The 22,396-nt window shown below is 70.4% G+C and carries 25 protein-coding genes; 9 read left to right on the forward strand and 16 right to left on the reverse strand.

Annotated elements, in window-relative coordinates:
* The first annotated feature begins 29 nt into the window (after positions 1–29).
* Complete coding sequence (locus JTN19_RS12825) at positions 30–569, forward strand: hypothetical protein (RefSeq protein ID WP_206933252.1); 540 nt, start codon at positions 30–32, stop codon at positions 567–569.
* Here JTN19_RS12825 and JTN19_RS12830 read toward each other — a convergent pair.
* Positions 543–1,046: a hypothetical protein gene (locus JTN19_RS12830; protein ID WP_206933254.1), complete on the reverse strand. Its 504-nt coding sequence runs from the start codon at positions 1,044–1,046 to the stop codon at positions 543–545. The two genes, JTN19_RS12825 and JTN19_RS12830, sit on opposite strands and share 27 nt — an antisense overlap.
* A 170-nt stretch (positions 1,047–1,216) precedes the next feature.
* Between JTN19_RS12830 and JTN19_RS12835 the strand changes: the two genes are divergently transcribed.
* Entirely contained in the window at positions 1,217–1,672 is a 456-nt protein-coding gene (locus tag JTN19_RS12835) for a MaoC family dehydratase (RefSeq protein ID WP_206933256.1), read from the forward strand.
* A gap of 36 nt (positions 1,673–1,708) precedes the next feature.
* On the opposite strand, the gene JTN19_RS12840 is transcribed toward JTN19_RS12835, so the two are convergent.
* From JTN19_RS12840 to JTN19_RS12880, 9 genes are all read right to left on the reverse strand, one after another.
* Positions 1,709–2,632: a manganese catalase family protein gene (locus tag JTN19_RS12840; RefSeq protein WP_206933258.1), complete on the reverse strand. Its 924-nt coding sequence runs from the start codon at positions 2,630–2,632 to the stop codon at positions 1,709–1,711.
* Between the two features lie 176 nt (positions 2,633–2,808).
* Entirely contained in the window at positions 2,809–3,759 is a 951-nt protein-coding gene (locus tag JTN19_RS12845) for a Bug family tripartite tricarboxylate transporter substrate binding protein (protein WP_206933260.1), read from the reverse strand.
* A 65-nt stretch (positions 3,760–3,824) separates the two neighbouring features.
* On the reverse strand, positions 3,825–5,162 hold the full coding sequence (locus tag JTN19_RS12850; protein ID WP_206933262.1) for an LLM class flavin-dependent oxidoreductase: 1,338 nt from the start codon (positions 5,160–5,162) through the stop codon (positions 3,825–3,827).
* Positions 5,163–5,186: 24 nt separating this feature from the next.
* On the reverse strand, positions 5,187–6,032 hold the full coding sequence (locus tag JTN19_RS12855) for a CheR family methyltransferase (protein WP_206933264.1): 846 nt from the start codon (positions 6,030–6,032) through the stop codon (positions 5,187–5,189).
* Complete coding sequence (locus JTN19_RS12860; RefSeq protein ID WP_242531105.1) at positions 6,029–7,120, reverse strand: protein-glutamate methylesterase/protein-glutamine glutaminase; 1,092 nt, start codon at positions 7,118–7,120, stop codon at positions 6,029–6,031. Before JTN19_RS12860 ends, JTN19_RS12855 begins: the two co-directional genes overlap by 4 nt.
* Positions 7,117–7,494, reverse strand: a complete 378-nt coding sequence (locus JTN19_RS12865; protein WP_206933275.1) for a response regulator — start codon at positions 7,492–7,494, stop codon at positions 7,117–7,119. Before JTN19_RS12865 ends, JTN19_RS12860 begins: the two co-directional genes overlap by 4 nt.
* On the reverse strand, positions 7,491–7,979 hold the full coding sequence (locus JTN19_RS12870) for a chemotaxis protein CheW (protein WP_206933277.1): 489 nt from the start codon (positions 7,977–7,979) through the stop codon (positions 7,491–7,493). Before JTN19_RS12870 ends, JTN19_RS12865 begins: the two co-directional genes overlap by 4 nt.
* 25 nt (positions 7,980–8,004) lie before the next feature.
* On the reverse strand, positions 8,005–10,566 hold the full coding sequence (locus JTN19_RS12875) for a hybrid sensor histidine kinase/response regulator (protein ID WP_206933285.1): 2,562 nt from the start codon (positions 10,564–10,566) through the stop codon (positions 8,005–8,007).
* Positions 10,567–10,696: 130 nt separating this feature from the next.
* A complete protein-coding gene (locus tag JTN19_RS12880) occupies positions 10,697–11,320 on the reverse strand; it encodes a histidine phosphotransferase family protein (protein ID WP_206933287.1) in 624 nt (207 codons plus the stop codon).
* Between the two features lie 306 nt (positions 11,321–11,626).
* On the opposite strand from JTN19_RS12880, the gene JTN19_RS12885 reads away from it, so the two are divergent.
* The 7 genes from JTN19_RS12885 (at position 11,627) to JTN19_RS12915 (ending at position 16,406) form a co-directional block, all read left to right on the forward strand.
* Positions 11,627–11,794 (forward strand): DUF3553 domain-containing protein, encoded by a 168-nt coding sequence (locus JTN19_RS12885; protein WP_456315798.1) that lies wholly within the window; start codon positions 11,627–11,629, stop codon positions 11,792–11,794.
* Positions 11,794–12,537, forward strand: a complete 744-nt coding sequence (locus JTN19_RS12890; protein ID WP_206933290.1) for a sulfite exporter TauE/SafE family protein — start codon at positions 11,794–11,796, stop codon at positions 12,535–12,537. The genes JTN19_RS12885 and JTN19_RS12890 overlap by 1 nt, the downstream gene beginning before the upstream one ends.
* Before the next feature lie 143 nt (positions 12,538–12,680).
* Entirely contained in the window at positions 12,681–13,673 is a 993-nt protein-coding gene (gene moaA, locus JTN19_RS12895) for a GTP 3',8-cyclase MoaA (protein ID WP_206933292.1), read from the forward strand.
* Positions 13,673–13,987 carry a hypothetical protein gene (locus JTN19_RS12900; protein ID WP_206933294.1) on the forward strand — a complete coding sequence of 105 codons (315 nt, stop codon included), beginning with the start codon at positions 13,673–13,675 and terminating at the stop codon, positions 13,985–13,987. Before moaA ends, JTN19_RS12900 begins: the two co-directional genes overlap by 1 nt.
* Before the next feature lie 51 nt (positions 13,988–14,038).
* Entirely contained in the window at positions 14,039–14,866 is an 828-nt protein-coding gene (locus tag JTN19_RS12905; protein WP_206933296.1) for a carbon-nitrogen hydrolase family protein, read from the forward strand.
* Entirely contained in the window at positions 14,863–15,618 is a 756-nt protein-coding gene (locus JTN19_RS12910) for an NAD kinase (RefSeq protein ID WP_206933298.1), read from the forward strand. The genes JTN19_RS12905 and JTN19_RS12910 overlap by 4 nt, the downstream gene beginning before the upstream one ends.
* Before the next feature lie 50 nt (positions 15,619–15,668).
* Positions 15,669–16,406 carry an arginyltransferase gene (locus tag JTN19_RS12915; protein ID WP_408901880.1) on the forward strand — a complete coding sequence of 246 codons (738 nt, stop codon included), beginning with the start codon at positions 15,669–15,671 and terminating at the stop codon, positions 16,404–16,406.
* Here the strand turns inward: JTN19_RS12915 and parC are convergent.
* The 6 genes from parC to acpS form a co-directional block, all read right to left on the reverse strand.
* Positions 16,403–18,679, reverse strand: coding sequence for a DNA topoisomerase IV subunit A (gene parC, locus JTN19_RS12920; protein WP_206933310.1), 2,277 nt, complete (start codon positions 18,677–18,679; stop codon positions 16,403–16,405). The two genes, JTN19_RS12915 and parC, sit on opposite strands and share 4 nt — an antisense overlap.
* Positions 18,669–19,442 carry a DNA repair protein RecO gene (gene recO, locus JTN19_RS12925; protein WP_206933440.1) on the reverse strand — a complete coding sequence of 258 codons (774 nt, stop codon included), beginning with the start codon at positions 19,440–19,442 and terminating at the stop codon, positions 18,669–18,671. The genes parC and recO overlap by 11 nt, the downstream gene beginning before the upstream one ends.
* A 2-nt stretch (positions 19,443–19,444) precedes the next feature.
* Positions 19,445–20,350: a GTPase Era gene (gene era / locus JTN19_RS12930; RefSeq protein ID WP_206933318.1), complete on the reverse strand. Its 906-nt coding sequence runs from the start codon at positions 20,348–20,350 to the stop codon at positions 19,445–19,447.
* Positions 20,347–21,024 carry a ribonuclease III gene (rnc, locus tag JTN19_RS12935; protein WP_206933320.1) on the reverse strand — a complete coding sequence of 226 codons (678 nt, stop codon included), beginning with the start codon at positions 21,022–21,024 and terminating at the stop codon, positions 20,347–20,349. The genes era and rnc overlap by 4 nt, the downstream gene beginning before the upstream one ends.
* Positions 21,021–21,758, reverse strand: a complete 738-nt coding sequence (gene lepB, locus JTN19_RS12940; RefSeq protein ID WP_206933322.1) for a signal peptidase I — start codon at positions 21,756–21,758, stop codon at positions 21,021–21,023. Before lepB ends, rnc begins: the two co-directional genes overlap by 4 nt.
* A gap of 83 nt (positions 21,759–21,841) precedes the next feature.
* Positions 21,842–22,270 (reverse strand): holo-ACP synthase, encoded by a 429-nt coding sequence (acpS, locus tag JTN19_RS12945; protein WP_206933324.1) that lies wholly within the window; start codon positions 22,268–22,270, stop codon positions 21,842–21,844.
* Positions 22,271–22,396 lie beyond the last annotated feature (126 nt).

Raw genomic sequence — 22,396 nt, forward strand, 5'->3', positions numbered from 1 at the left:
GCCCCATCCTGGCGGCCAAGGAGAGGCGCATGCGCGTGACCGTCCGGACTGCCCGTCTCGCGGGCGCCCTGCTGCTGGGCGCGGCCGGGCTTGCCGCCTGTGGGCGCGCCGCTCCGCCCGCCCCGGCCGTGGTGGAGGAGATGGGCGGCGGGCTGCTGCGCCTGGCCACCACAGGCCCCAGCGCCTCGGCCGCCGTCGAGGCGGGGCTGAACCAGGCCACCGGATATTGCGCAGCCCAGAACCGCATGATCGCGGTGGAGGGCACGCAGATCGAACCGCGCGGCTACCAGTTGCGCTTCCGCTGCCTGGAGACCGGCACGCCCGGAACCGCCACGGCCGCGGTGGCGCCGGCCGCGATGCCGGCTTCCGTCTCGGCCGTGACGGGCGAGCCGCTCACCTCCCTGCCCGCGGCGGCGCCAGTCCTGGACACCGCGCCGGCGCGCTCCGGCCCCACATTGCCGGGCGCCACCCGCGCCCTGCCGCCCATCGCGGCGGGGACGCCCGCGGCGCCGCGGCCGGCCGCCGCCACAGCCCAGCCGCCGTCAGGCTTCTGGCAAAGCGGCCGGTAGCGCGGCGGGCTGGCCGGCGGCGAGACGGTCGAAGGCATCGGCCAGTTCCTGGGCCACCTGGCGCGCGCGGGGCAGGCCTTCGCCCAGGCCATTGACCACTTCGGGCAGGGCATCAATCTGGTGCTGCAGGGTGCGCAGCCCCGCGCCGAGCCCATCCGGCGCGGCGAGGCCCGCGGCGTGCAGGCGCAACCGCAAGGCCTGGGCGCGCAACAGGAGCGAAGGCCCCTCGCGCTGCAACAGGGCCACGGCATCGGCCAGCACCGCGCGGGTTTCGGTGGCTTGCACGCCGTCAGGGTTCACCTGCGAAAGGGGCGGGAGCACCCCTTCCAGCGCCACCAGGCTGCCCGCGAAGGCACGCAGCGCGCGGGCGCAGCTTTCGGCCAGCGCCGGCAGCGACATGACCTGCGGTGATCCGCGCCTGGTGTTGGAAAGGGAGCGCGGCACCGGGCCGGCGGGGTCCAGGAGGGCAAGACTCATGAGGCAGGAATTCCTCTCCATCGCATGCGGCGGGGGCCGCGCGAGGGCGCCTCTTGCGCCCCCTCTCCTGCCTAAGGTTGCGATGGTTAACGAAAGCTGAGCGCCCCGGGGGTGCCGCGGGCGCCGGGCCTGGGGCATCATTCGCCGTCACATGAATGAGGGAGGGCGTGATGCTCGAAATCCAGAAACCCGCGGACATGGCCGAATGGGTCGGCAAGAAGCTCGGCACCAGCGAATGGATCACGGTGGACCAGGCGACCATCAACCTCTTCGCGGAGGCGACGGGCGACCACCAGTGGATCCATCTCGACACCGAGCGCGCGGCGCGCGAGATGCCCGGCGGCAAGACCATCGCGCACGGCTTCCTGACGCTGTCGCTGCTGCCGCGCCTCTCGCCCAGCGTCTATCGCATCGTGAACCGCAGCCGCTCGATCAACTACGGCAGCAACAAGGTGCGCTTCACGGCGCCCGTGCCCGCCGGGAGCCGCGTGCGGCTGCACATGACGCTGAAGGCCTGCGAGCCCATCCAGGGCGGCGTGCGCCTGACGGTGGAGAACGAGATGGAAGTGGAGGGCAACGCCCGCCCCGCCCTGGTGGCGGAGACGCTGAGCCAGGTCTACGACTGACCGGCACGAGGGGGGCGCTGTGCCCCCCTCGGACCATCATCGCGCGGCCTTGGTGAGCTTCTCCGCGATCTCGAACATCTCCTCAGGCGCGTAGTCGGGGGTGAAGGCGGAGGGGACGCCCGTGAGCTGGTGGATCTTCCCACCCTCCGGCATGCCCTCGACCACCATCAGCTCGCCCGGCGGATCGCCCGGCAGGGCCTGCTCGCCCTTGCCCCAGATGCCCGCCATCTCGCGGTAATCGGCCGGGCTGAAGGTGTAGAGGCGGCGGTGCGAGCCCTCGGCCAGGTATTTCTGGCATTCGGGAATGTTGGAGAGGTTGATGTTGGGCGTGGGCAGCATCTTCTCGATGTCCACGCCCGTGATCTGCTTGATGGCCAGCGCATAGGCATGCGCGTGGACCGAGCCGCGCACCAGCAGGTAGCCGCACACCTCGCGCCCCGTGGGGTCGGACAGCGTCTCATAGACGCGCAGCTTGTGCAGGCGCGCGCCGCATTCCAGGTGGAAGTTGTGCAGCAGGTCGGTGATCACGTTGCCCGTGGTCGTCACCATGTCGGCATTCCACGACATGGAGTTGCTGTTCACGGGTGTGGCACCCCCGGCATGGGAGAAGAAGGAGGCCGCGCTGCGGATGTCCTTCATCGCCTCGAAGGGCGCGCCGGAGATGTCGCCGCCATCCTCGGTGTCGCCGTCATGGTCCGGGCCGTTGTTGAGCATGGCCACGCCATTGCTCACCAGCTCCACATGGCCCAGCTCCTCGGCGGTGATGCTGGCCACCAGGCTGTAGAAGGGGCGCAGCTTGGACTTGCTGCGGAAGTTGAAGCTCTGGAACATGTAGTTCCCGAGGGTGGACATCTCCCCATACTTCCCGCCCAGCAATTCCTGCAGGGCGGCACCGGCATTGGGGTCGGCCTTCTTCGGCGCGGGGAGTTCGGCTTGCAGCTTGTCGACGCGGAGGAACATGGCGTGCGGCCTTTCGGTGGCGTTTCCGGGACGGCTGCATTCCTTGCCCCACACGCACCCTGGGGATGCGTCGCGGGCAAGAAATACATGCGGGGTTGAAGGCCGTTTTTCGGTCTTCACTTGCCCTGTCCTGAAACGGCCCGCCCAGCGCGCCGTTGCGTGAAGTGACCGACAGGTCACATCTCAATATTCATCCGGCGGAGAACCGGGCCCCAGCGGTCGCTCTCCCGCGTCAGGAAATCTGCGAAGGCCTCGGGTGTGCTGGCCATGAGGGTCTGGCCCTCCGCCTCCAGCCGCGAACCGAAACCCTCCTGGCGCATGGCGGTGACGGCGGCCTGGCTGAGCCGCGTCACCATCGCGGCCGGCGTGCGCGCCGGCACCAGCAGCCCGAACCAGGTGATGGCCACCGCATCACGCGCGCGTTCGGAGACGGTGGGCACATCGGGCGTGATGGGCATGCGCGCATCGCCCGTCCAGCCCAGGATGCGGCCGCGCCCGTCGCGGTGCATGGGCAGGGCGGTGGAGCCGCCCACCACCAGCATGTCGAGCCGCCCGGCCAGGAAGTCGGCCACCTGCGCCGCGTCACCGCGGTAGGAGACCTCCTGCATCTGGATGCCGAGCTGTTCGGTCACCAGCACCCAGGCGATGTTGTTGAAGCTGGAGGGGCCATTGGTGCCATAGGTCACGCGGCCCGGATTGGCGCGGGCGCGTTCGATCAGCGCATCGAGGGTGGGCGGCCCGTCCGGCCGCACCACGATGGCGAGCGGCAGGGTGGAGATCAGGCTGACCGGCGCGAAATCCTCGCGCCTGTAGGGAATGTTTCGGAGGATATGCGGGTTGATGGTCAGCGTGCTGCCCGAACTGACCAGCACCGTGTGCCCATCGGGCTGGCTGCGCGCCACGTAGTCGGCGCCGACCACGGTGGCCGCACCCGGCCGGTTCTCCACATTCACCGGCCCGCCCAGCAGCGGGGCCATGCGCTCGGCCAGCAGCCGCGCCGTCACGTCGGTCGAGCCGCCGGGCGGAAAGGGCACGACCAGGGTGATGGGCCGGCTGGATTGCGCGGCGGCGGCGGCCGGCAGCAGAGCAGCGCCGGCCAAGGCGGCGCGGCGGGTGAACTGGCTCATGGATGTTTTCTCCCGTGGTTGTTGGCCACAGGCTGGCACGCGACGCCCGGTGCGCGCCAGACGCTTCAGCGCCGCAGCAAAGCCGCCGGATGTGGGGATGCGAGCCGTGGCCCCGCGCCGAACAGCTTTTCCCGGTAGGTGCCGGGGCCATAGGCGGTCTTGTAGGCGCCGCGCGATTGCAGCTCCGGCACCAGCAGTTCCACGACATCCTCGAGGCAGGCGGGCGTCACCGTTCGGGAAAGGTTGAATCCGTCCACGCCCGTGGCTTCCACATAGGCGATGAGCTCCTCCGCGATGCGCCCGGCGGCGCCAACCATCGGCCGCTGCCGGCTGCCCAGGATGAACTGGTCGAGCAAGGTGCGCTTGGTCGCCACACCACCGCCCGCGCGGGCGAGGGCAGCGAGGTTGGACTGGATAGCGTTGCTCTCGGCGGTGATGGGTTCGTCCAGCCCATACTTGCCGAAATCCACGCCGAGCGAGGCGGAGGCGTGGGCGAGCGCCCCCTCCACGCTGGCATGGGCGCGCCAGTCCTCCAGCTTGGCCTGGGCCTCCGCATCGGTGCGGCCCAGCACCAGGGTGGCGCCGACGAAGACGCGAATGGGGCGTGGCGTGGCGGCGCGCAAGGCCGCCACCTGCTGTGCCACCGCGGGCGCCGGCCCGCCATTGAGGAAGACGCATTCGGCGTGCCGCGCCGCGAAGGCTTGGCCGCGCGCGGAAGCGCCGGCCTGGTAGAGCACGGGCGTGCGCTGCGGCGAGGGCTCGACCAGGTGCAGCGCGTCCAGCCGGTGCTGCCGCCCCTCATGGCGGATGCGGCGCACGCGCGCGGGGTCGGCATAGATTCCGGCCGCACGGTCGGCCCGCACCGCATCCTCGGCCCAGCTTTCCTCCCACAGCCGATAGACCAGCTCCATGTATTCCTCGGCCGCATCATAGCGGTCGTCATGGGCGCCCTGGGCGGGCAGGCCCATGGCACGGGCCGCGCTGTCGAGATAGCCGGTGACGATGTTCCAGCCCACGCGGCCGCCGGTGATGTGGTCCAGGCTGCTCATCCGCCGGGCGAAGAGATAGGGGGCCTCATAGGAAAGGTTGGCGGTGATGCCGAAGCCGAGCTGCGTGGTGACGGCCGCCATGGCCGGCACGAGCACCGCCGGGTCCAGCAGCGGCACCTGGGCGGCGCTGCGAAGGGCCGCGTCGGGGCTGCCGTCCAGCACGTCATAGACGCCCAGCACATCGGCCAGGAACAGCCCGTCGAAGAGGCCACGTTCCAGCAGCCGGGCCATTCCCAGCCAGTGATCAAGGCGCTTGTAGTTTACCGAACGGTCGGCCGGGTGGGTCCACATCCCATGCTGGAGGTGGCCCACACAGGCCATGTCGAAGGCATTCAGGCGAATCTCTCGGGGCATGGGCGCCATGCTGCGCCCGGCCCTTCAGGCCCGCAACCGCCCCGGTTCCTGACCCGTCGCCGGGCCATAGACCGCGCGTTCACCCGGCAGCGGGACCAGCGCGCGGGTCACGCCGATGGCGGTTTCCGCCGCCCCCAGATAGAGCGCGGCATCGGGCGTCATCAGGGCCGCGATCTGCTCCAGCACCCGCGCCTTCGTGGGCACGTCGAAGTAGATGAGGACGTTGCGGCAGAAGATGACGTCGAAGCGCCCCAGGCTTCGCAGATCACCCAGCAGGTTCAGCTTCTCGAACCGGCAGATGGCGGAAAGCTCGGGCTTGATGCGCCAGCGCCCCTCCTCCTGGGTGAAGCGCTTCATCAGCGTGCGGATCGGCAGGCCACGCTGCACCTCGAACTGGGTGAAGATACCCGCCCGCGCGCGTTCGAGCACGGCCGTGGTGATGTCCGTGCCCAGGATTTCGAAGGGCCGCGTCTTGAGGCCCGGATCGGCCTCCGCCAGCTCCGCCAACAGGATGGAGATGGAATAGGCCTCCTGCCCCGTCGAGCAGGCGGCGGACCAGATGCGGATCTTCTGCCCCGGCGGGCGTGCCGCGTGCAGCTTGGGGATCAGGCCGCGCAGGTGCTCGAAGGGCTTGCCGTCGCGGAAGAAGCTGCTTTCGTTCGTGGTCAGCAGTTCCGTCATGTCCTGGGCCAGCGCCTCGGTGCGCGGCTGCTTCAGCCGCTCGGCCAGGGCGTCGAGGCTGGGCAGGTTCTCGCGCTTGAGCAGCGGGGTGAGACGCGTCTCCAGCATGTAGCCCTGGTCGGCGCCGATCACGCCGCCGGAGCGCGCGCGGACGATGCCGGTGAGGAAGGTGAAGGTCGCGGGGGTCATGCGCTGCGCCCGATCAAAGTGGAAAGCGCCTCGCCCAGCGCCTCCGGCGTGCCTTGTTCCATGGCGAGGCCCGCGCGGGCGACGGCGCCCGGCATGCCCCAGACGACCGAGGAAGCCTCGTCCTGCGCCCAGACCGTCCCGCCCGCCTGGCTGAGGGCGCGGCAGCCGGCCAGGCCATCATGGCCCATGCCCGTCAGGATCACGGCGTGAACCCGTCCGCCGAAGGCGGCGATCAGGCTTCGCAGGGTGGGGTCCACCGCGGGGCGACAGAAATTCTCGGGCGGGCCGTCCGAGAGCTGCGCCAGGAAGCGGTCGCCCTCAGCGCGTAGCAGCAAGTGGCGGTCACCGGGCGCCACCAGGATTTCCCCCGGCAGCAGCGGCTGGCCCTCCTTCGCTTCCGACACGCGCGGCCCGCCCAGCCCGTCGAGGTGCTGCGCCAGCATGGCGGTGAAGCCCGCCGGCATGTGCTGCACGATGACGCAGGGAATGGCCAGCTGGCGCGGCAGACGGCGCACGAGGGCGGCCAGGGCCTGCGGCCCCCCGGTGGAACTGCCGATGCACAGCACCCGCGCCCCCGGCCCCAGCTTGCCACGCGGCGCGGCACGCAGGGTCGGCGCGGGCCGCGGCGTCGCGGCGCTGGCCGGCTTCTGGCGCAGCCTGGCCCAGCCCTTCACCTTCGCCAGCAATTCCGCCCGGAAGGCGGGGTCCTGCAGGCCACCGCCCGCGGCACCCGGCTTGGGCACATAGTCCGAGGCGCCCGCCTTCAGCGCCGCCATGGTGGCCGTGGCACCGCGCTGCGTCAGCGCCGAGGCGACGATGACGATGGGCCGCGGCTCACGCTGGAGCAGCAGCGGCAGCGCCGTCATCCCGTCCATCTGCGGCATTTCGAGGTCGAGCAGGATGACCTCGGCGCGCTCATGCGGGGGCGCCTTGTCGAGCGCTTCCAGCGCCTGGCGGCCATCGCCCACGCGGGCGACCACGCGCAGCCCGGGGTCGGTCTCCAGCACGCGGGCGAGCGCGCCGCGGGCGGTGGCGCTGTCGTCGCACAGCATGACGCGCACCGGCGCGCCGGTCGGGGCGGTGCTCATGCCGGCAGCAGCCCTGCCTGGGTCAGCTTGTCCAGCAGGATCTCCTCGTCGAAGGGCTTCATCACATATTCCTGCGCGCCGGCCTCGATCCCCTCGATGATGCGTTCCATCGCGGCCTCGGTCGTGCACATGACCACCACGGGATCATCGGGGCCGAACTCGGCGCGCAGCGCCTTGAGGAAGCCGATGCCGTCCAGCACCGGCATGTTGCGGTCCAGCAGCACGGCGCGCGGCATCTCGGCGCGGCAAGCCTCCAGCGCCTTCTGCCCGTCCTCGGCCTCGCGCACGGTGAAGCCGTGCTTCTCGAGGATGCGGCGGGCGACCTTACGGACGACCATGCTGTCGTCCACCACGAGGCAGGTTCCGGCACTCATGCGGAGAGCGCCAGCAGCTTGTCCACGTCGAAGATGACGAGGAGGCTGCCGCCCTGGCGATGCACGCCGAGCGAGACATCGCGCCACAGATTGTCGAGCGTGGGCGGGTTGGCCGCACGGTCCTCGGAGGAGAGGGAGAGCACCTCGCCCACCTCGTCGGCCAGCAGGGAGTAGAGCTCGCCGCCCACCTCCACCACCACGCTCATGGCGCCCTTGCCGGCCTCGCGCGCCGGCAGGCCCAGGCGTGCCCGAAGGTCCACGGCCGTCACGATCCGCCCGCGCAGGTTCAGGCTGCCCGCCACCTCACGTGGCGCCAACGGGATGGGGGTGATGACCTGCACCCCCAGCACGTCGCGCACCGAGAGCACGGGCACCCCGCACTGCTGGCCCGCCACGGTCAGGGTGAGAACCATGTGGGCGGCGTCCGCGCCCAGTGCGGCGCGCGAGGGCGGGCCGCCTGTGTTCAAGGTCTGGGGCTGCTGCATGTCTGTGTCCCTTCAGAATGGCGGATCACGGCGCGACGGCGGGCTGCAGGCATTCCTGCAGGCTGGCGAGCAGCGCGTCGCGGTCATACTTGCCGATGTAGTCGCTGAACCCGGCACCGCGGCCGCGGGCCACGTCCTCCGGCTCGCACCGGCCGGAAAGGGCGATCATGGGCAATGCCGCCCAGATGCCGCCTTCGCGTACGGCGCTCACCAGGCCGAAGCCGTCCAGCTCGGGCATTTCGATGTCGGAGACGATCACGTCGAACATCTCGTCGGCGTCGCGCAGGGCCAGCGCCTCCCGGCCATTGGCCACCGTCGTCACCTCGTAGCCACCGGCCGTGACGGCGGGCACCACAAGGTTCCGGAAGAAGGCGCTGTCCTCCACGATCAGCACGCGGGGGCGGACGGTCTCGGTGCGGCGGTTGCCGAACCAGTCCTCCTTGGCCTGCTGAAGCCAGTGCGCGGTGTCCAGGATCTCCGTCACGCGGTTGTTGACCACGCAGGAGCCGAGGAAGCCCGGCCGTTGCCCCGCCTGGTCGATGTCCAGCACCGCATCCACCACGTCGAGGATCTCGTCCACCATCAGGCCCAGCGCGCGGTCGCCATCGCCGAAGACCAGCACGGGCTGGTCGGCCCCACCGGTGGGCGGCGCGCCATAGCCCGCGATGGGCAGCAGCGGCATCAGGCTGCCACGGTACTGCACCACCAGGCTGTCCCCCGCCTGCTCGATGCGATCGGCCGCCAAGTGTTCCAGCCGCGCGACAAGGGCGAGCGGCACGGCCTTGGGCGCACCCTCGCCGGCGCGGAAGAGCAGCAGCGCGGTCTGGCGCGGCCCGCGCGCCACGGCCGAGGCCTGGGAGGCCAAGCCGGCCGAATCCCCCGCGATCTCGGAGCCGAGGCCCGTCGCCCGCGCGATCCCGTTGGGGTCCAGGATCATGATGACGCTGCCATCGCCCAGGATGGTGTTGCCGGAGAACATGGTGATGTGGCGCAGGATGGGCGCCACCGGCTTCACCACGATCTCCTCCGTGTCGAAGACGCGGTCCACCACGATGCCGAAGAGCTGCGCGCCCACCTGCGTGACCACGACGAAGCTCTCGCCGGCATCGGCCGGGGGCGTGTCCTCGGACAGGCTGAGGATGCGGCGCAGCGGCACCAGCGGCAACAGCCGGTCGCGCAGGCGCAGCACCTGCGCGTCCTTGATGCGCTCCACCTTCGGGCCGTCGCCATCGCCCACGCGCACCAGTTCCAGCACGCCGTTCTGCGGGATGGCGAAGCGCTCGCCGCCCGCCTCCACGATGAGGGCGGCGACGATGGCGAGCGTCAGCGGGATCTTGATGATGAAGGTGCTGCCATGCCCCTCGCGGGAGCGCAGGTCCACCGCGCCGCCGATGCGCTCGATGTTGGTCTTCACCACATCCATGCCCACGCCGCGGCCGGAGACCGAGGTGACGGCGGCGGCCGTCGAGAAGCCCGGACGGAAGATGAAGCGATGGATCTCCCGCTCGTTCATGGTGGCGAGCTCGGCCTCGGTGGTCAGGCCCTGGGCCAGCACCTTGGCCTTGATGCGCTCGGTGTTCAGGCCGCGCCCGTCATCGCCGATCTCGAGCACGATATGCCCGCCCTCATGGAAGGCGTTGAGCATGATGCGGCCCGTCTCGCTCTTGCCGGCGGCGCGACGCTGCTCCGGGCTTTCGAGGCCGTGGTCCGCGCTGTTGCGGACCATGTGCGTCAGCGGGTCCTTGATGAGTTCGAGCACCTGGCGGTCCAGCTCGGTCTCGGCGCCGCGCATCTCCAGCACGATGCGCTTGCCCAGTTCCTGGCTGAGGTCGCGCACCAGGCGCGGCAGCTTCTGCCAGGCATTGCCGATGGGCTGCATGCGCGTCTTCATCACGCCGTCCTGCAGGTCCGACGTGATCTGCGACAGGCGCTGGAGCGGCACGGAGAAGGCCGCGTTCTCCTCGGAGCGGGCGAGCTGGAGAAGCTGGTTGCGCGTCAGCACCAGCTCGCTCACCAGGACCATCAGGTCCTCGAGCACGTCCACCGCCACGCGGATGGTCTGCGGCGCGTTGCCGCCCACCACCTCCGCCACAGGCTCGGCCGCGGCGCGGGGCTCGGGCGCGGGGGGTGCGGACTCGGGCGCGGCTTCGGTCAAGGCCATCTGGGGTGCCGGGGCCTCCGGGGCACGGGGCGCCGGGTCGGCGGGCAGCTGGCCCGCGGCCGCGGCGTCCAGCTCGGCCTTCAGCGCGGTGTCGTCGCCGGTGGGCTCCTGGCCCGTGGCCTCCAGCCCGGCCACGATCTGCTTGATGCGGTCCACCGCGTTCAGGATCAGGGAGATGCCAGCGGGCGTCACGGGCAGCGTGCCGTCGCGCCACAGGCCCAGCACATTCTCCGCGGCATGCGCGACCGATTCGAGGCGCGAGAGGCCCAGGAACCCGCAGGTGCCCTTGATGGTGTGGACGGTGCGGAACACCTCCGACAGCAGCGGGCCGTTCGCCGGTTCGCGTTCGAGCTGCAGCAGCGCGCCGTCGAGGCTTTGCAGCCCCTCATTGGTTTCGGTCAGGAAGTCGGCGAGCAAGTCATCCATGGGCAGCCCTTCTCCTCCGGCATCACGGGGAATTGAGAGGGCAGAATGCGCGGGCTGACCGAAGAAAAGGTTAAGCGGTGGCGGGATGCCGGCTCGCGGGCGGGGCGCGCCGCGCGGGCCGGCGAAGCGTTCATATCTCGGGTTGCAGCAGCAGCATGGGCTCGCCCTCGCCGGCGGGCATCGCCAAGGACAGGACATGGCGCTCCCGCGCCGCCAGCAGGAAGACCCAGGGGGCGAGCAGCCGGCGCGGCCCCTCCTCCAGCGCCGCCTCCAGGCTGCCGCCGGCCAAAAGGTCGAGCAGCGTGGGCGACCATTCGGTCTGCCGGCCCTCCAGGCGAAGCGCGAGTTCGCCGGGGCCGGATTCGGTGGCATGGACCACGCCGCCACGTGGCAGCGCCTCCGCCGCCAGCAGCACGGCGGCGAGGTAGAGGCGCGCGCGGCCCGGGGCGAAGGGGCCGCCCCGCAGCGGCAGGGCGAAGCGCACCCGGTGGGCCATGGGCGCGCCGCGCACCAGCGCGTCCAGCTCGGGCCAGCCCAGTTCGTCGGCCAGGCCGAACATGGCGCCGAACAGGCGCAGTCGGGCCCGCAGCTCGCCCGCCGTCTCCGTCACCACCGCATGCGCCGCGGGGTCCGCGGCCTGCGGCATCAGGGCTGAGATGCTGGCCATGGGCGAGCCCAGGTCATGACAGATGCGTGCCGCCACCAGCTCCGCCAGGCGGATGGTGATGCGGCCCTCGGAGGGTTGGTCCAGCATGTTCGAGTTCCACTTCGCTGCAAGATGGGGCGCCGGGATCGAGGCGGGCCCATGGAATCCGCATGGCAGGGCAGCATGCCATCCCGCCAGTATCGGACGCGGTGCATCAACCTCCAACGACAACGCGTCGAGAAGGCAGGCCGTTGGTCGCGCGGGCCTGCGCGTGTGCCGCGGGGCAGTCATTGACGGGAAGCATAGGCGGGGGATGGTTGCCGCATCCTTTAGGCGGGATGGTGGAAAAGCGGGGAAAGGCTGTGGCGTGACGCCTCGCGGAGCAAGAATCTCGAGCGTCGAAGAGGGGATGGGGTGAGCGAAATCGAGCCAGGCATGCGCGTGCGCCACCCCGAGCGCCCGGATTGGGGGATTGGGCAGGTGCAATCGGTGGTGGGGGACCGTGTGACGGTGAATTTCGAACATGCGGGCAAGCTTCTGCTCAACCTCGCCCTGGTGCGGCTCGAACAGGTGCACGGCTGATGCAGTTGCTGCTGAACGAACTCGCGGCCTGGCAGACCTGGGCCGCCATCCTCGCCACCGCCATCGCCGGGCTCATGCGCGGCTATGCGGGCTTTGGCACGGCCATCATCCTCGCGCCGATCTACTCGGTGCTGTGGGGGCCGCTGGCCGGGGTGCCGGTGATGCTGCTGATGGAACTTCTGGTTTCCTTGCAGCTGCTCCCCCGCGCCTTCCGCGATGCGGACAAGCGGGTCATCATCCCCATCGGCGGCGCGGCCGCGCTGGCGACACCGCTCGGCGCCTATGTGCTGCTGGCGGCGGACCCTGAGTTGCTGCGCCGCGCCATCGGCGGGCTGGTGCTGGTGTTCGGCTTCCTCATGCTGTCCGGCTGGCGCTACCACGGCGCGCGGCCCTTCGGGCTGAACGTGGCGGTGGGCACGGCGGCGGGGCTGTTGAAGGGCGCCACGGGCATGAGCGGCCCGCCCGTCATCCTCTACCTGCTGGCGGGCCCCGAGGAGGCCAAGCGCCACCGCGCCAACCTCATCCTGTTCTTCGGGCTGATCGCGGTGATCTCGGTCGTGGTGCCGCTCTTCGCCGGGTTGATCGACGGGCCGGTGCTGCTGCGCTTCCTCATCATGCTGCCGGTGCTGATGGTTTTCGTGCGGGTGGGCGCGGCGCTGTTCGGGGTGGTGCCGGTGCGCTTCTACAAGCCCTTCGCCCTGGTGCTGCTGACCACGGCGGGCAGCATCGCCCTCTTCGCCTGAGCGTCTGATCGCCTTTGGTGGAATCACCAAAGGCGTGAATCAGCCGCGCGGCCGCGCCGCGGTGCCGCGGGGGTTGCGCCGAGGCGGGCGGCGGCCCCAAATACCGGGGCCAGCCGCCCGACATCCGGAACACCCCGCCCGCCATGATCGACCCCTTCGGCCGCAGCATCAGCTACCTTCGCGTCTCGGTGACGGACCGGTGCGACCTGCGCTGCGTCTACTGCATGGCCGAGGACATGACCTTCCTGCCCAAGTCCGAGGTGCTGACGCTGGAGGAGCTGGACCGCCTCTGCGGCACCTTCATCGGCCTGGGTGTGCGCAAGCTGCGCCTGACCGGGGGCGAGCCCCTGGTGCGCCGCAACGTCATGAGCCTGGTGCGCAGCCTCGGCGCGCGCATCGGCGCGGGCGGGCTGGAGGAGCTGACGCTCACCACCAACGGCACGCAGCTGACAAAACACGCCGAGGGGCTGGCCGCGGCGGGCGTGCGGCGCATCAACGTCTCGCTCGACACGCTGGACGCCGCCGCCTTCAAGGCGGCCACGCGCTGGGGTGAGCTCGACAAGGTCCTGGACGGCATCTTCGCGGCGAAGGCCGCCGGGCTGCACGTCAAGATCAACGCCGTGGCCCTGCGTGGCGTGAACGAGGACGAGTTCGACCGCATGCTCGCCTGGTGCGGGGAGCATGGCTTCGACCTCTGCCTGATCGAGACCATGCCGCTCGGCGAAATCAACGAGGATCGCACCGACCAGTTCCTGCCGCTCAGCCTTATCCGCGCCCGGCTGCGCCAGCGCTGGACGCTGAACGAAACCGACTACAGCACGGGCGGCCCCGCGCGCTATTTCGACGTGGCGGAGACGGGCACGCGCCTCGGCTTCATCACGCCCATGACGCACAACTTCTGCGAGAGCTGCAACCGCGTGCGGCTCACCTGCACCGGGACTCTCTACATGTGCCTGGGCCAGGAGGATGCGGCCGACCTGCGCGCGCCCCTGCGCGACCCCGGCCTGGGCGAGGAAGGACTGCGCCAGGCCATTCGTGACGCCATCGCCCGCAAGCCCAAGGGGCATGACTTCGTGATCGACCGCCGCCGCCGCGCCCCCGCCGTGGCCCGCCACATGAGCGTGACGGGGGGCTGATGCTGGAGGTCTGGGCGCAACGCCTCACCATTCCCGGCCTGCCCGAATGGAGCGGGCTGGCCGTGCTGCTGGTGCTGATCCTGCTCGTGCTGTGCGTGCTGGTCATGCCCTTCTCGGTCTTCGGGGTGAAGGGACGGCTCGATTCCATCGAGGCGCAGCTCGATGACCTGCGGGCCGACATCCGGGCCCTGGCCGCGCGGGGCATTCCCCTGGCCACGCGGGACGAGGCGCCCCCGCCGAGTGTCGCGGCCGCCCCGCCCGAAGCCCACGCGCGCCGGGCCGAGCCGCGGATCAATTGGCCACAGGGGCGCTGAAACCTCGCCTGCCCTTTTGCGGCGCGGCCCCGACTGTGGCTTGATGCGCGCATGCGCGTCTCCGTCCTCCAGATGAACCAGGGCTCCGACAAGCCCGCCAATATCGCCCAGGCCCGCCGCCTCATCGAGGGTGCGCTGGAGGCCGACCGTCCACAGATGGTCAGCCTGCCCGAGACCTGGACCAACCTGGGCGGGGGGCGCGAAGCCCGCGCGGCGGCGGCGGAGGTGTTGCCCGAGCCCGGCGGCACCGGCGGCGCGGCTTACGAATTCCTGCGCGAGGTGGCGCGCGGCGCCGGCATCCATGTGCATGGCGGCTCCATCATCGAGCAGGGTGAAGGCAAGTTCTTCAACACCACCCTGGTCTTTGACCCCACGGGGCGCGAAATCGCGCGCTACCGCAAGATCCATCTCTTCGACATCACGGGCCCGGACGGCACGGGCTATCGTGAAAGCGCCCTCTATGGCGGGGGCGAGAGCCTGGTCACCTTCGAGGCCGGCGGCGTCACCTTCGGCTGCACCATCTGCTACGACATGCGCTTCCCCGAGCAATACCTGGCGCTTCGCCGCCGGGGCGCGGAGGCCATCCTGGTGCCCTCCAACTTCACCCTGATGACCGGCAAGGACCATTGGGAGGTGCTGCTGCGGGCACGCGCCATCGAGAGCCAGTGCTGGATCATCGCCGCCGCCTCCCATGGCAGCTACGAGGAACGCGGCGCGATGCGCCAGGTCTATGGCCACTCGCTCGTGGCGGACCCCTGGGGGCATGTGGTGGCCAAGTGCTCGGACGGCATCGGCTGGGCCACGGCGCGGCTGGACCGGGCGCTGACGGCCCGGGTGCGGCGTGACATGCCCGTGCTCGAACACCGGCGCCTCGCGTGAGCATCGCCTTCCTCGCCGCGCAGACCGAGGCGGCGCAGGAGGCCCGCGAACGCCTGGTCGCGCGCTATGGCGACGCCCCGCCCGAGACGGCGGACTACATCGTGGCGCTGGGCGGCGATGGCATGATGCTGGAGACGCAGCACCGCTTTCTCGGCCGCAACCGGCCCATCTACGGCATGAACCGCGGCAGCGTGGGCTTCATGATGAACGCCTACACCGAGGAGGATGTGCCGGAGCGCCTGGCCGCCGCCCAGGCCGCCCTGCTGCACCCCTTGCGGATGCGCGCGCATGGCCCCGACCGCACCCATGCCTCGCTCGCCATCAACGAGGTCTCCCTGCTGCGGGAGACGCGCCAGGCGGCCAAGCTGCGGATCCTGGTGGACGGCAAGGAGCGCCTGCCGGAGCTGATCTGCGACGGCATCCTGGTCAGCACCCCGGCGGGCTCCACGGCCTATAATCTTTCCGCCCACGGCCCCATCGTGCCGCTGGATGCCAATTTGCTGCCCATGACGCCCATCTCGGCCTTCAGGCCACGGCGCTGGCGGGGCGCGCTGCTGCCCTCCACCGCGCGGGTGGTGTTCGAGGTGCTGGAGGCCGACAAGCGCCCGGTCTCCGCCACCGCCGACTACACCGAGGTGCGCGACGTGCGCCGGGTGGAGGTGCGGGAGGACCGGGGGGTCTCCATGACCATGCTCTTCGACCCGGCGCACAGCCTGAGCGAGCGCATCATCGCCGAGCAGTTCACCGTCTGATGGCCGAGCGCGTGACTCCGGCTATTGAAGAAATCGGCGCGCGCGGCGACATCTCCGCCGTGCACAGCCGGACCCGACGCCCGCAATTCTTCTACACCACGACGCCCCTGCCCTGCCCCTACCTGCCGGGCCGGACGGAGCGGAAGATCGTGACCGAGCTCTCGGGCAATGAGAGCGAGGCGCTGCATGACCGCCTGTCCCGGGCGGGGTTCCGGCGCAGCCACAACATCGCCTATTCGCCGGTCTGCCCGGGCTGCTCGGCCTGCATCCCCATCCGCGTGCGCGCCCAGGATTTCGAGCCCAACCGCACCCAGCGCAAGCTATGGGCCCGCAATGCGGACCTGGACGTGCGCGTGACGCCGGCCCGCGCCACGGCCGAGCAGTTCGCCCTGTTCCAGGCCTACCAGCAGCAGCGCCACACCGGCGGCGACATGGCGGCGATGGGCTTCTATGACTACCGCGCCATGGTGGAGGACACGCCCATCACCACGGGCCTGGTGGAGTTCCGCAACGCCGAGGGCAAGCTGCTGGGCGCCTGCCTGACCGACTGGCTGAGCGACGGGCTTTCCGCCGTCTATTCCTTCTACGCACCGGAGGAGGAGCGCCGCAGCCTGGGCGCCTTCGCCGTCATGTGGCTGCTGGCCGAGGCGCGGCGCAGCGCCCTGCCCTACGTCTATCTGGGCTATTGGGTGCCGGAGAGCCGGAAGATGGCCTACAAATCCAGCTACCGCCCCGCCGAGGTGCTGCTGCGCGGGCAGTGGCGGCCGCTGGAGGACAGCGAGGCTTAACCACCGAACCGGTTGTTCTTCGGGAAGCCGTTGGGCGGCATCTTGCCAGCCCCCGCGCGGTTGCCGCGCCAGGGGGTGATGTCCGCCTCCACCCGCACCCGTTCGCCCAGGCGCCAGGTGAGGCCCTCGGCGGCCGGGAACAGCTTGACGTCGGCCAGTTCCGCGTCCTTGTAGGATTGCAGCTGCACGCCCCGGCCGCGCGTCATGACGGGGATCTGGTCGGCGGGGAAGATCAGCAGCTTCCGGTTCGTGCCGATGGCCGCCACCATGTCGCCCGTGGCGGGCTTGCACAGCAGGGCCTGCGCCTTGCCTTCCAGCACCATCACCTGCTTGCCGGTGCGCTTCTCGGCCAGGAGTTCCGCCCCTTCCACGAAGAAGCCCTTGCCGTCGGTGGCGGCCAGCAGGAAGCGCTGGCCCTCGGCGGCCACGAACATCGCGATGGGCTCGTCCTCATTGGGCAGTTCCACGATGAGGCGCAGCGGCTGGCCATCACCGCGCCCGCGCGGCAGGGTCTCGGCCTTCAGCGTGTAGGCCTTGCCATTGGTGGCGAAGACCACGATGCGGTCGGTGCTCTGCGCGTGCAGGCGGAAGCGCAGGGCGTCGCCTTCCTTGAAGCGCAGCTCGGCATCCTCGGCCAGGTGGCCCTTCAGCGCGCGGATCCAGCCCTTCTCGGAGAGGATGATGGTCAGCGCCTCGCGCTCGATGAAGGCGGTCTCATCCACCACCACGGCGGCCTGGGCGCCGTCCACGCGAGTGCGGCGGGCGCCAAGGGCGTTCTGGCGTTCGGCGGCCTCGCGCCCCTTGCCTTCGGGGATTTCGGTCGCGCCGAACTTCTTCCGCGTTTCCTCGATTTCGCGCGCGATGGCGGACCACCGCTTCGCCTCGCTGCCCATCAGCGCCTGCAGGCCCTTCTGTTCCTTGGACAGCTTCTCGTGCTCGCGGCGGATTTCCATCTCCTCCAGGCGGCGCAGGCTGCGAAGGCGCATGTTCAGGATGGCCTCGGCCTGCACCTCGCTCAGGCCGAAGGCGGCCATCAGCTTGGGCCGCGGCTCCTCCTCCGTGCGGATGATGCGGATGACCTCATCGAGATTGAGGTAGACGATGAGGTAGCCGTCCAGCACCTCCAGCCGCCGCGCAATGGCCTCCAGCCGGTGCGCGGTGCGGCGTTGCAGCACGACATGGCGGTGGTCCAGCCAAGCGCGCAGCACCTCGCGCAGGCCCATCACGCGCGGCGTGCGGCTCGCGTCCAGCACATTCATGTTGAGGCTGAATCGGGATTCGAGCTGGGTGGCGCGGAACAGCGTCTCCATCAGCACGGCGGGGTCCACGGCGCGCGTCTTGGGCTCGATGACGATGCGGACCTGGTCGGTGCTCTCGTCGCGGATGTCGCCGAGCAGGGGAAGTTTCTTCTCGTCCAGCAGCAGCGCGATCTGCTCGATCAGCTTGGATTTCTGCACCTGGTAGGGAATTTCGGTGATGACCAGGTTCCAGGCGCCGGCCTTGCCGCGCTCCACCTCCCACTTGGCGCGCAGGCGGAAGCCGCCACGGCCGGTTTCATAGGCGTCGAGAATGCTCTCGCGGCTTTCCACCAGCACGCCGCCGGTGGGGAAATCGGGGCCGGGCACATGCGCCATGAGTTCGGCCGTGGTGGCCTTGGGGTGTTCGATCAGGTGCAGGGCGGCGGCGCAAAGCTCGCCCGCATTGTGCGGCGGGATGGAGGTGGCCATGCCGACCGCGATGCCGCTCGCGCCATTGGCCAGCAGGTTGGGGAAGGCGGCGGGCAGCACCGCGGGCTCGCGGTCCTCGCCATCATAGGTGGCGCGGAAATCCACCGTGTCCTCGTCGATCTGGGACAGCAGCGCCTGGGCCACCTCGGTCAGCCGCGCCTCGGTGTAGCGCATGGCCGCCGCGTTATCGCCGTCGATGTTGCCGAAATTGCCCTGGCCCTCGACCAGCGGATAGCGGGCGGCGAATTCCTGCGCCTGGCGGACCAGCGCCTCGTAGATGGAGCTGTCACCATGCGGGTGATACTTGCCCATCACATCGCCCACGATGCGCGCGCATTTCTTGAAGCCCGAGGCGGGGTCCAGCTTCAGCTGGTGCATGGCCCAGAGCAGCCGGCGGTGCACGGGCTTCAGCCCGTCCCGCACATCGGGCAGCGACCGCGCCATGATGGTGGACATGGCATAGGCGAGGTAGCGCTCGCTCAGCGCCACCTGCAGGCTGGTTTCACGGATGGCGCCGCCCTCGGGCGTGATCACGTCATCGGGCATCTGGAGAACCTTGGTGCGTCGGGGGGTGTGTCAGGGAAAGCTGGTCCGCGAGCCGCGCCTCCAGCGCCTGCCGCGCGGGCGGCAGCGGGCGGTGCTGGAGGCCGAAGGCGTCGCGCGCCAGGAAGAAGCCGGTCAGGCGGAGTCCCGCAAGCCAATCCTGTGGCGTGGAGGCGGCATCGGGCTCGCGCAGGAAGGCGGGCAGGCGCAGCAGGCGGTCGGCATAGGGGGCACCGGCCTTGGCGCTGACCGCCCGGCCGGAGCGGGGGGAGACCCATTCCAGCCCCTCCCGCGCGCCGGTGGCGGCGCAGCTTTCCAAGTCCAGCCCATAGCCGAGATCGGCCAGCAGCAGCGCCTCCCACCGCACCAGCAGCGGCAGCGCGGTGTCCGTGCCGCGCGCCAGCCCGGCGATGACCGAGACCAGGCCGTGGAAGATGGCGGGATGGGCCTCGCGTTCCGGCAGCGCGCCCTCGGCCACGGCGCAGGCGCCGGCGAGGGTGGCAAGCGAGAGCGCATCCTCCATGGCCAGCGCCGCCGCGGCATGGACCATCTCGCCGGACAGCGCGCCCAGCTGGTCCGCCAGCCGCGCCACCCAGCGCGCCTCGATCAGGTTGCCGGTCTGCCAGAGCGCCACCTGCCCGCGCGAGCCACCGCCACGCACCAGGCCGGGGTGGCGCCCCTGCGCCTCGGTCAGGACGGTGGCGATGACGCCGCCCTCGCCATAGGGCCGGGCGGACAGCACCACGGCGGGCGCTGCCCACTCCACGCTCATCCCTCATCCTCCAGGCCGAGGGCGCGGATCCGCCCGCGCTCCTCATCCCAGCCCGGCCGGTCCTTCACATTGAGGAAGAGGTGGATGGGCCGTTCGAGAAGCTGCGTTAGCTCGAGCCGCGCGCGCTTGCCGATCTCGCGGATACGCGCCCCGCCATCACCGATCAGAATCGCTTTCTGCGTGGCGCGGGTGACGTAGATGGTGCACTCGACCCGCGCGCCGCCATCGGGGCGTTCGAGCCATTGCTCCGTCTCGACGGTGGCGTGGTGGGGCACTTCCTCATGGGTCTGGCGCAGGATCTGCTCGCGCACCACCTCGGCGGCCAGCATGCGGTTGGGCAGGTCAGACAGCTCGTCCTCGGGGAAGTGCCAGGGGCCCTCGGGCATCGCCTCGGCGAGCTTGGCCTTCAGGCGGTCGAGGCCCTGGGACTTCTCCGCGCTGATCATGAAGGTCTCGGCGAAGGGCAGCAGGGTGTGGAGTTCGGCGGAGAGCGGCAGCAGCTTCTCGCGCGGGATCAGGTCCACCTTGTTCAGCGCGAGCCACACCGGCCGCGATTGCTGCGCCAGCTTCTCCAGGATGGCGCGCACCGCCTCGGTGAGGCCGGATTTCGCATCCACCACCATCAGGGCGAAGTCGGCGTCCTTGGCCCCACCCCAGGCGGCGGAGACCATGGCGCGGTCCAGCCGCCGGCGGGGCGCGAAGATGCCCGGCGTGTCCACCAGCACGATCTGGGAGGCGCCTTCCATGACCACCGCGCGGATGCGGAAGCGCGTGGTCTGCGGCTTGGGTGAGACGATCGTGACCTTGGTGCCCGCCAGCGCGTTCACGAGGGTGGACTTGCCGGCGTTCGGCGCGCCGAGGATGGCGACGAAGCCGCAGCGGGTGGGAGCCTCGGTGGTCATGCCTTCACCACCCCGAGCCAAGCCTCGGCCGCCGCCTGTTCGGCGGCGCGCTTGTTGGGGCCGGTGCCTTCGGCCTCACGGCCCGCGGCCGAGACGCGCGCATGGAACATGGTGTTCTCCCCCTCGCCGCCGACGGAGGTCGTCACATAATCCGGCAAGCCGAGCCCTCGCTTCAACGTCCATTCCTGCAGCCGCGTCTTGGGCGAGCGTGGCGGCCGCGCCTGGCCCTGCACCGCCTCGGCCCATTCGCGCCGCACCAGATCCCGCGCCGCGCCCAGCCCCGCTTCGAGGAAAAGCGCCGCCAGCAGCGCCTCCAGCGCATCGCCCAGCACGGTCGCGCTTTGCCGTAGGGCCGCGTGGCGGTGCGAGGCCGCGATCCGCAGCGCGGCCGGCACGCCCAGCCGCTCCGCGATGGGCGCGAGCGTGTCGCGCGCCACCAGAACGGCGATGCGCTTGCCCAAATCGCCCTCGCGCTCGTTCGGGTAGAGTTCGCACAGCCATTCGGCCATGCAGAGGCCCAGCACGCGGTCGCCCAGGAATTCCAGGCGCTCATTGCTGGGCGCGCCCTTGTTCTCTCCGGCATGGGAGGAATGGGTCAGGGCGCGTTCCAGCAGGGCGCGGTCCTGGAAGACATGTCCCAGGCGCGCCTCCAGCGCGGCGATGGCGTCCGTCATCGCACCGCGGAGAAGATGCGGGCGTAGCGGATGGCGAAGGGCCAGCCCCACACCTCCCACCAGCGCGCGCTGCCATCCACCGAGAAGAAGATGAATTCCGCGCGGCCCACCAGGTTGTCGAGCGGGATCACGCCCACCGCGCCGGGCACGCGGCTGTCCAGGCTGTTGTCGCGGTTGTCGCCCATGGCGAAGACATGGCCCGCCGGCACCAGGAATTCGGGCGTGTTGTCGAGCGGCCCGTCATCGGACTGCTCGACGATCAGGTGGTTGTTCCCACCGGGCAGGAATTCGCGGAACAGGCGAACCGTCATGCGCGGGCCATCGCCCTCGGCCACGAAATCGCCCAGCGGCTCACGCCGCGCCGGCTCGCCATTCACGTGCAGGATGCCGCGGATCACCTGGATGCGGTCACCAGGCAGGCCCACGATGCGCTTGATGTAGTCCTGCCGCGTGTCTCGGGGCAGCTTGAACACGGCCACATCGCCACGCTCGGGCATGCGCGCCCAGATGCGCCCCTCGAAGATGTTCGGGCTAAAGGGGATGGAGTGCCGCGAATAACCGTAGGAATACTTGGAGACGAAGAGATAATCGCCCACCAGCAATGTCGGGATCATGGAACCCGAGGGAATGTTGAACGGCTCGAAGGCCACGGTCCGGATGCCGATGGCAATCAGCGCCGCGTAGAGGATGGTCTTGATGCTCTCAAGCCAGCCGCCCGATTTCTTTTTCGCCATCGAGGATGCGCTTTTCACCATGGGTCCGTTCGTTCAGGGGCGGGCGTGCCACCCGCGGGATCAAGCCCGGCCTTCAGGGTGTGTCAAGCAATCTGCGGTGCGCCGGGCGGGATGGGCACGGCCGTGATGATGACCTGCGCCTGGGCGTAGGGGTATTCGTCGGTCATCGTCAGGGCGATTTCCGCCCGATGGCCCGGGGGCGTGATGGCGGCCAGCCGCCGCGCGGCCCCCCCGGTCAGGCGCAGGGTGGGCTGGCCCGAGGGCAGGTTCACCACCCCCAGATCCTTCATGAAGACGCCCTGGCTGAAGCCGGTGCCCAGCGCCTTGCTCGCCGCCTCCTTGGCGGCGAAGCGCTTGGCATAGGTGCCGGCGCGGATTCGCTCTGTCCGGCGCTCCGCCTTGGCGCGTTCCAGGTCGGTGAAGACGCGGGCGAGGAATTTCTCGCCATGCCGCGCCAGGACGGTTTCGATGCGCCGGATGTCGCAAAGATCCGACCCCAGGCCGATGATCACTTTTCGCCCTCAAGCGCCGGGCGCGGCATTCTGCCGCTTGGCTTACGCGCCGCCGAGGTCGCGCCGAGCGTGATGTTGCACTGGGCGCACCGTCCGCTGTGCGGCCGGTGGCTGGACAGGGATCTC

Origin of the sequence: Roseococcus thiosulfatophilus, assembly GCF_017311575.1 — a bacterium.
Lineage (GTDB): Bacteria > Pseudomonadota > Alphaproteobacteria > Acetobacterales > Acetobacteraceae > Roseococcus > Roseococcus thiosulfatophilus.